The sequence below is a fragment of the Micromonospora sp. DH13 genome, from assembly GCF_020873825.1.
Lineage (GTDB): Bacteria > Actinomycetota > Actinomycetes > Mycobacteriales > Micromonosporaceae > Micromonospora > Micromonospora haikouensis.
Genome location: NZ_JAHWGR010000075.1, coordinates 1 through 6,922, shown reverse-complemented (window position 1 = coordinate 6,922; position 6,922 = coordinate 1). Strand labels below are relative to the sequence as shown.

Here is a 6,922-nt window from a genome sequence, read left to right as displayed (position 1 = left end):
GGCCGGCCGGGACGGGACCCCCCGGCCGGCCCGCGCGGCGGTCAGGGGCGCCGGGAGGTGAGGGGCGGCGCGGCGGCGAACGCGGCCCACGCGGTCGGCGGGAAGAGCAGCGCCGGGCCCGTCGGGTCCTTCGAGTCGCGGACGGCCACCGCGCCGGGTACGACCGCCATCTCCACGCAGGCTCCCTCGTCGCCGCTGCGGCTGCTCTTGCGCCATCGCGCCGTGGCGAGGGCCGCGCTCGTCGTCGGGGTCATGTTCTACCGTCCTTTCAGGAGTCGGAGGAGCTGGTCCCGGGTGGCCGCGGGGCTGAGTGCGACCGTCCGCAGGTGCTCCATGATCTTGGTGCAGGTACGCAGGTCACCGGGCCGGTCGAGGACCATCTGGCCGGCGACCGTTTCCACCGACGCGATGTGCGGGTCCTCCGGGTCGGGGAACTCCAGGATGTGCAGCGAACCCCGGGTGCCCCGGTGGTAGCCGGCGGACAGGGGGATCACCTGGACCGTGATGTTGGGCAGCTCGGCCATCTTGAGCAGGTGGTGCAGCTGCGCCTCCATCACGGCCTGGCCGCCCACGGGGCGCAGCAGGGCGCCCTCGTCGATGATCGCGTCGAGGATCGCCGGATCGTCACCCGTGATCCGCTGCTGCCGGTCGAGTCGCAGGTGGACCCGCTGCTCGACCTGCTCGTCGCTGAGGGTGTGCGGGCCGCCCCGCATCACCCCCCGGATGTAGTCCGCGGTCTGGAGCAGGCCGGGCACCACCGACGGCTCGAAGTTGGCGATGCCGGTGGCCTCGGCCTCGAGCGCGATGAAGTCGATGGTCCGCCGGTCCAGCAGGTACGAATAGGACACCCACCAGCCGGGCTTGCGGGCGTCCTTGGCGAGCTGGACGGCGGCGGCGAGCTCGTCGGCGCCCACCCCGTAGAGGGTGAGCAGGGCGCGCACCGTGGCGGGGCTGATCAGCGTCTGGGCGTTCTCGTACCGGGACAGGGTGCTCCGGGTGCTGTTGATCTCGTCGGCGGCGGCTTCGAGGGTGAGGCCGGCCGCCTCCCGGTGCGTACGCAGCGCGATGCCGAGCCGTCGGGCCCGGGCCGTCTTCGGTGCCATGCGTCGATGGTGACATACATGGCCGGGAGTGTGCACATGAGAGAACGGCGATGAGAGTTGCATTCACGCCAGTCCACATGTCAACCTGTGACCAGTTCCTCACTGCCGGTTGTCGTGGCGACGGCGGTGGTGAGTGACCGGAGGGGATGGGGCGCGTGGCGATCGGGTTTTCTCCCCCGTACCCGATCGCCGCGTGCCGCCACCCGGGACGCACCGGAAGGGAATCGGATGACGGTGACCGCCTGCTGGCCCCGGGTGTCGCGGTGCCGCTGGTGCGCACACCCCGTGCTGCGCGACAACGACGACGCGTGGATCCACGCCCACCTGGCGTACGTCTGCCGGGACCGCTCCGGCGGGTTGGCGGCGACCACCGCGGAGCCGGAAGGGTCGCCCGGCCGGGCGGCGTGGGGCGCTGCGGGAGGCCGGCGGTGACCCGGTTCCTGGTGGTGCTCACCGACGTCCGCCCGGTGGACGACGTGCGCCGCGACGAGCGGCAGGCCCCCGAGCGGCGACGGCAGGTCGTCGGGGCGAGCAGCCGGGAGGCGGCCGACCGGATCGCCGGCGCGTTCATGGCGCTGGGCATGGTGCGGGCCGGGCGGCAGCGGGTGAAGGTGATCGCCGTCGGCCGCCGCTACGGCCTCTGACGCGCCGCCCGCCGCCCGCCCGGGAGCCGCTGTCCGCCGTGGTGTGATTACGCAGCGTATATGCACTGTTGACCGGTTGCGCGGTGCTGCCGCTTCTCCCCGGGTATCAACTCCGTTGTCCGGCCACGCACAGTAAGGTCATCCGGGTGAGCGCCACCGGCGAGCACCACGAGCCTCGCAGTCGCGAACGAAAGGGTGACCGAGTGACCACCCCAGGCAAGACCCGTGTGGCCCTCGTCTTCGGCGGCCGCAGCCCCGAGCACGGCATCTCCTGCGTCAGCGCCGGCAGCGTGCTCAGCGCGCTCGACCCGGACGAGTTCGAGGTGGTCCCCGTGGGCATCACCCGCGCCGGCAAGTGGGTGCTGACCAGCGGCGACCCGGCCCAGCTGGCGATCAGCGCCCGGCGGCTGCCGGAGATCACCGCCGAGGCCGGCGCCGACCTCGTGCTGCGGGCCGACCCCACCGGCAACGGGCTGCTGGTGCTCGACCCCGCCGAGGGGCCCCGGGTGCTCGCCGACGTCGACGTGGTCTTCCCCGTGCTGCACGGCGCGTACGGCGAGGACGGCACCATCCAGGGCATGCTGGAGATGGCCGGCATCCCCTACGTCGGGGCGAACGTCTTCGCCTCCGCCGCCGCGATGGACAAGGAGTTCACCAAGAAGCTCTGCGCCGCCGAGGGCATCCCCGTCGGCCCGTACGCGGTGCTGCGCAGCGGGGTCACCCTGTCCGAGGAGGACAAGCAGCGGCTCGGGCTGCCCGTCTTCGTCAAGCCGTCCCGGGCCGGCTCGTCGTTCGGCATCACGAAGGTCGACGACTGGGCCGACCTGGAGGCTGCCGTCGCCACGGCCCGGGAGATCGACCCGAAGGTGCTGGTCGAGGGCGCGATCGTCGGCCGGGAGGTCGAGTGCGGCGTGCTGGAGGGCGAGGCCGGGGGCGGCGCGGAGGCGTCCGTCCTGGCCGAGGTGCGGGCCGGCGGCGACCACGACTGGTACGACTTCGAGGCGAAATATCTCTCCGAGCCCGAGTACGACCTGCCGGCCACCCTGCCCGACCACGTCACCCGGCAGGTCCAGGACTACGCCGTCCGGGCGTTCGCCGCCCTGGACTGCGCCGGGCTGGCCCGGGTCGACTTCTTCGTCACCCCGGACCTGGACGTCTACCTCAACGAGATCAACACGATGCCCGGCTTCACCCCGACGTCGATGTTCCCGCTGATGTGGGCTGCCTCCGGGCTGGAGTATCCGAAGCTGGTCAACCGACTGATCCGCACCGCCCAGCGGCGCGGCGTCGGCCTGCACTGAACGCGCGCAGCCGCCGGGGCGACCGGCAGGCGCGGCCGACGGCGATGGCCGGTCAGCCGCCGCAGCCGGTGAAGACCGGCCAGCCGGCGGGAGCTGCTGGTCAGCCGGTGCAGCCGCCGGGGGCGTCGCCGCCCGAGGGCACCGAGGCGATCACCACGTCGGAGATGGGGCTGACCCACTGCAGGGCCGCCCCGTACGTGCGGGGCACGGTCACCCGCACCGCCGTCTCCCGGTCCAGCGTGGTGAGCACCGTCGCGTCCGGGCCCTCGGCCGCGTACCAGCAGACCTTGTTGACGACCCAGATGTCGTCGGTGTCGCCCGGCTCCGGCTCGGCGCCGCCGCAGGCGATGGTGAGCGCCGGGTCGCCGTACGCGGCGTTCTGCTCGGGGCCGGCGGTCACCGGCCGCTGGGCCAGGTCGCGCACGGTCGGCGGGAGCTGCGACGTCAGCGCGCGGCACACCGTGGCGGGCCGCTCGGCCAGCCGGGGGGCGGCCATCTCGACCGGCGCGGTGGACCGCGGCCCGGCGCTGGTCGCCGCCGGGCCCGGCTCGGCGGCCGGGGCGTCCGGGGTCAGCTTGGCGAAGGTGAACCCGGCCACGGCCACGGTGACCGGCACCGCGACCAGCGTGGCCAGCAGCGCGGCGCTGCGGTTGGCCCGGTCCCGGCGCGGCGCGCCGGCGTCGTCGCTCGTGCCCGCCCCGGCGGGGGACTCGGAGGAGGAAGTGATCTCGTCCACTTACAGGCGCACCACCGAACACGTGAGGGTGCGGGTGATGCCGGGCACCATCTGCACGTTGCTGACGATGAGCTTGCCGAGCTCGTCGACCGTGTTGGCCTCGGTGAGCACGACCACGTCGTACGGCCCGGTGACGGCGTCGACCCGCACCACGCCGGGAAGGTCGCCGATCAGGCCGGCCACGTCACGCGCCCGACCCACCTCTGTCTGGATGAGGATGTACGCCTGTACCACGACTCGACCTCCGTCCGTCGCCGCCGCTGGGCGGCCCGAAGGGTGAAACTACCTTACGGACCAGGTCTGATCCCTATCGGTGGCCAAGGAGAAGCGGTGAGCGAGCGCGACGGGCGCGACGGCGGGCGGGGCGCGGGACGATCCCGCGGCCACGGCGGGCGGGACGCGGAACGATCCCGGGTCCACGGCAGCCGGGGCGCGGGGCCGTCCCGGGTCCACGGTGGGCACGGGTGCGGCGGGGAGCGGGCATGAGCGTGACCGGAATCGGCGAGTTCGGGCTGATCGACCGGGTCACCGCCCGGCTGCCCCAGGGGGCGTCCTGCCTGCTCGGGCCCGGCGACGACGGGGCGGTGCTGGCCGCGCCGGACGCCCGGGTGGTCGCCTCCACCGACGTGCTCGTCGAGGGGCGGCACTTCCGCCGGGACTGGTCCGCCGCCCGCGACGTCGGGCACCGGGCGGCGGCGGCCAACCTGGCCGACATCGCGGCGATGGGTGCCACCCCGACCGCCCTGCTGGTGGCCCTGTGCATGCCGGCGGACCTCGACCCGACCTGGGCCGAGGAACTGGCCGACGGGCTCGGGGCCGAGGCCGCCACCGTGGGCGCGAGCGTGGTCGGCGGCGACATGTCGGCGAGCCCCACGCTCACGATCGCCGTCACCGCCCTGGGCGACCTGGGCGGCCGGTCCCCGGTCGTCCGCTCGGGGGCCCGCCCGGGGCACGTCGTGGCGCTCGCCGGCCGCAGCGGGTACGCCGCCGCCGGCTACACCGTGCTGTCCCGGGGCTTCCGCACGCCGAAGCTCCTGGTCGAGGCGTACCGGCGGCCCGAGGTGCCGTACGCGGCCGGGCCGCACGCCGCCCGGCTCGGGGCCACCGCCATGATCGACGTCTCGGACGGGCTGCTGGCCGACCTCGGGCACGTGGCCCGCGCCAGCGGGGTCGGCATCGACGTGCGGCGGGACGCCTTCGAGGTGCCCCGGCAGATGCGCGACGCCGCCCAGGCGCTGGGGGTCGACCCGTACTCCTGGATCCTCGCCGGCGGCGACGACCACGCGCTGGCGGCCACGTTCCCCCCGGCGGTGGCGCTGCCCGACCCGTGGCGGATCGTCGGCCGGGTGACGGAGGGCACCGGCGTGACCGTCGACGGCGAGGCGTACGACGGCCCTACCGGCTGGGACCACTTCCGGTAGGGGACCGGCCGGCGACGTACCCTTTCCCCCGTGAGCGAGATCGAGATCCGCGCGGCCCGCTTCGACTCCCCGGAGGCCCAGGAGCTCATCCGGGCCGCCCTGGCGGACCTGGGCCGGCGGTACGGGGGCAGCGGCGACGACACCCCGGTCGACGCCGCCGAGTTCGTGCCGCCGCACGGCGCGTTCCTGGTGGCCTACCTCGCCGGCGAGCCGGTCGGGTGCGGGGGCTGGCGCAGCCACGGCGACGACGGGGAGACCGCCGAGCTGAAGCGCATGTACACCAGCCCGCAGGCGCGGGGTCGGGGCGTGGCCCGGGCGGTGCTCGCCGCCGTCGAGCGGTCCGCCCGCGAGCACGGGCGCAAGCAGCTCGTCCTGGAGTGCGGCGACAAGCAGCCCGAGGCGATCACCATGTACAGCGCGGCCGGCTACGAGCGCATCCCGAACTTCGGCTTCTACCGGGACCACCCGGGCTGCCTCTCCTTCGGCCGCACCCTCTGACCGAGCCGCTGCGCGCCGCGCCCTGGCCGGCCCGTGCCCTGTTCGTCGGGGTGGCTGCGCGGCGGCGGCCCGTGCCCTGGTCGGCTGGGTGGCTGCGCGGCGGCGGCCCGTCAGGCGACGGTGACGCGGATCTCGGCGGCGGCGGCGCGGGCGGCCCGCTCGGCCTCGGCCGGGTCGACGCCCCAGGCCAGCACGTGCCCGCTGCGCCGGCCCGACGACGTGACCGGCGCGACGGTCGCGCCGACGGCGGTGTCGAGCTGCACCTCCAGCACCCCGGGCACCCGGCGGGCCGGCCGCAGCCCCTCGACGCCGGTGACGGTGCCCGGGTCGGCGAGCAGGAACTCCACCGCCGCCGCCCCGGTCGGCCGGGTCGGCAGCGCCGGCCGCTCGCCGCGCAACACCCGCAGGTACGCGTCGATGAAGCCGAACTCGTAGCCGATCGAGATCAGCGCGGTGATCATGTCGCCGGGGAGCCGGGCGGCGCACTCCACCAGGTGCGGCACGCCGCCCGCCTCGGCCGGCTCGGTGCCGGGGCGCGGGCCGACGACGATCCACTCGCTGTGCAGCACCCCGGTGCGGAACCCGGCGGCGGCGCACAGCCGCCCCGCCGCGTCGAGCAGGTTGCGGCGGACCGCACCGGGCAGCGCCGACGGGACGGTGTGCCCCGTCTCGACCGGCAGGGGACCGGGCAGCACCCGCTTGTCGGTGACGTTGCCGAAGATCACCTCGCCGTCGGCGACGAGCAGCTCGACGCTGTGCTCCCGGCCGTCGAGCACCTGCTCGGCGAGGACCTGCGTGGGCAGCCCCCGGTCGGTGGCCTCCGGCGGGGCCTCGGGGGCCGCGGTGGCCGCCCAGGCGGCCGGGATCTCGGCCGGGTCGGCGACCAGCCGCACCCCGAGACTGCCCGAGCGCCGGGTCGGCTTGAGCACGCAGCGGCCGCCGTGCCGGCGCGCGAACTCGACCGCCTCCGCCGGCCCGCCCACCAGCTCGTACGCCGGGTTCGGTAGCCCGGCGTCGGCGGCGAGCAGCCGCATCCGGTGCTTGTCGGAGAAGACGTCGGCGGCCTCCGCCCCGGCACCGGGCAGGCCGAGGCGGGCGGCGAGGCGGGCGGCTGCGCCCACGGCGTACTCCAGGCCCGGCATGACGAGGCGGGCCCTGGCCAGATCGGGCTCGCGGGCCAGCAGCGCGTCCGCGTCGAAGCCCGTCTGGTATTCGGCCG

At 75.3% G+C, this 6,922-nt stretch carries 10 protein-coding genes; 5 read left to right on the top strand and 5 right to left on the bottom strand.

The features are described 5' to 3' along the window. Nucleotides 1-41: 41 nt before the first annotated feature. Together LPA42_RS33190 and LPA42_RS33185 are read right to left on the bottom strand one after the other, a co-directional pair. Nucleotides 42-254, bottom strand: coding sequence for a DUF397 domain-containing protein (locus LPA42_RS33190; RefSeq protein WP_043962297.1), 213 nt, complete (start codon nt 252-254; stop codon nt 42-44). A gap of 3 nt (nt 255-257) precedes the next feature. Next, nucleotides 258-1,103, bottom strand: coding sequence for a helix-turn-helix transcriptional regulator (locus LPA42_RS33185; RefSeq protein WP_043962299.1), 846 nt, complete (start codon nt 1,101-1,103; stop codon nt 258-260). Between the two features lie 228 nt (nt 1,104-1,331). Between LPA42_RS33185 and LPA42_RS33180 the strand changes: the two genes are divergently transcribed. The 3 genes from LPA42_RS33180 to LPA42_RS33170 all read left to right on the top strand — a co-directional run bounded on the left by LPA42_RS33180 (nt 1,332) and on the right by LPA42_RS33170 (nt 3,048). Next, nucleotides 1,332-1,535 carry a hypothetical protein gene (locus LPA42_RS33180; protein ID WP_043962300.1) on the top strand — a complete coding sequence of 68 codons (204 nt, stop codon included), beginning with the start codon at nt 1,332-1,334 and terminating at the stop codon, nt 1,533-1,535. Further along, the gene (locus LPA42_RS33175; protein WP_043962301.1) at nt 1,532-1,747 is read left to right on the top strand and encodes a hypothetical protein; all 216 of its coding nucleotides are present in this window, start codon (nt 1,532-1,534) and stop codon (nt 1,745-1,747) included. The genes LPA42_RS33180 and LPA42_RS33175 overlap by 4 nt, the downstream gene beginning before the upstream one ends. Before the next feature lie 203 nt (nt 1,748-1,950). Continuing rightward, a complete protein-coding gene (locus LPA42_RS33170) occupies nt 1,951-3,048 on the top strand; it encodes a D-alanine--D-alanine ligase family protein (RefSeq protein ID WP_077936601.1) in 1,098 nt (365 codons plus the stop codon). Between the two features lie 100 nt (nt 3,049-3,148). Here the strand turns inward: LPA42_RS33170 and LPA42_RS33165 are convergent, their stop codons facing one another. Both LPA42_RS33165 and LPA42_RS33160 read right to left on the bottom strand, forming a co-directional pair. Beyond that, nucleotides 3,149-3,685, bottom strand: coding sequence for a DUF3515 family protein (locus tag LPA42_RS33165; RefSeq protein WP_228987130.1), 537 nt, complete (start codon nt 3,683-3,685; stop codon nt 3,149-3,151). Nucleotides 3,686-3,784: 99 nt separating this feature from the next. Then, the gene (locus tag LPA42_RS33160) at nt 3,785-4,018 is read right to left on the bottom strand and encodes an Lrp/AsnC ligand binding domain-containing protein (RefSeq protein WP_043962303.1); all 234 of its coding nucleotides are present in this window, start codon (nt 4,016-4,018) and stop codon (nt 3,785-3,787) included. Nucleotides 4,019-4,266: 248 nt separating this feature from the next. Between LPA42_RS33160 and LPA42_RS33155 the strand changes: the two genes are divergently transcribed. Continuing rightward, complete coding sequence (locus LPA42_RS33155; protein WP_077936603.1) at nt 4,267-5,205, top strand: thiamine-phosphate kinase; 939 nt, start codon at nt 4,267-4,269, stop codon at nt 5,203-5,205. Nucleotides 5,206-5,235: 30 nt separating this feature from the next. Continuing rightward, entirely contained in the window at nt 5,236-5,703 is a 468-nt protein-coding gene (locus LPA42_RS33150; protein WP_077936604.1) for a GNAT family N-acetyltransferase, read from the top strand. A 110-nt stretch (nt 5,704-5,813) separates the two neighbouring features. Here LPA42_RS33150 and LPA42_RS33145 read toward each other — a convergent pair. Continuing rightward, the coding region (locus tag LPA42_RS33145; RefSeq protein WP_228987129.1) for an ATP-grasp domain-containing protein at nt 5,814-6,922 on the bottom strand (1,109 nt) is incomplete at its 5' end.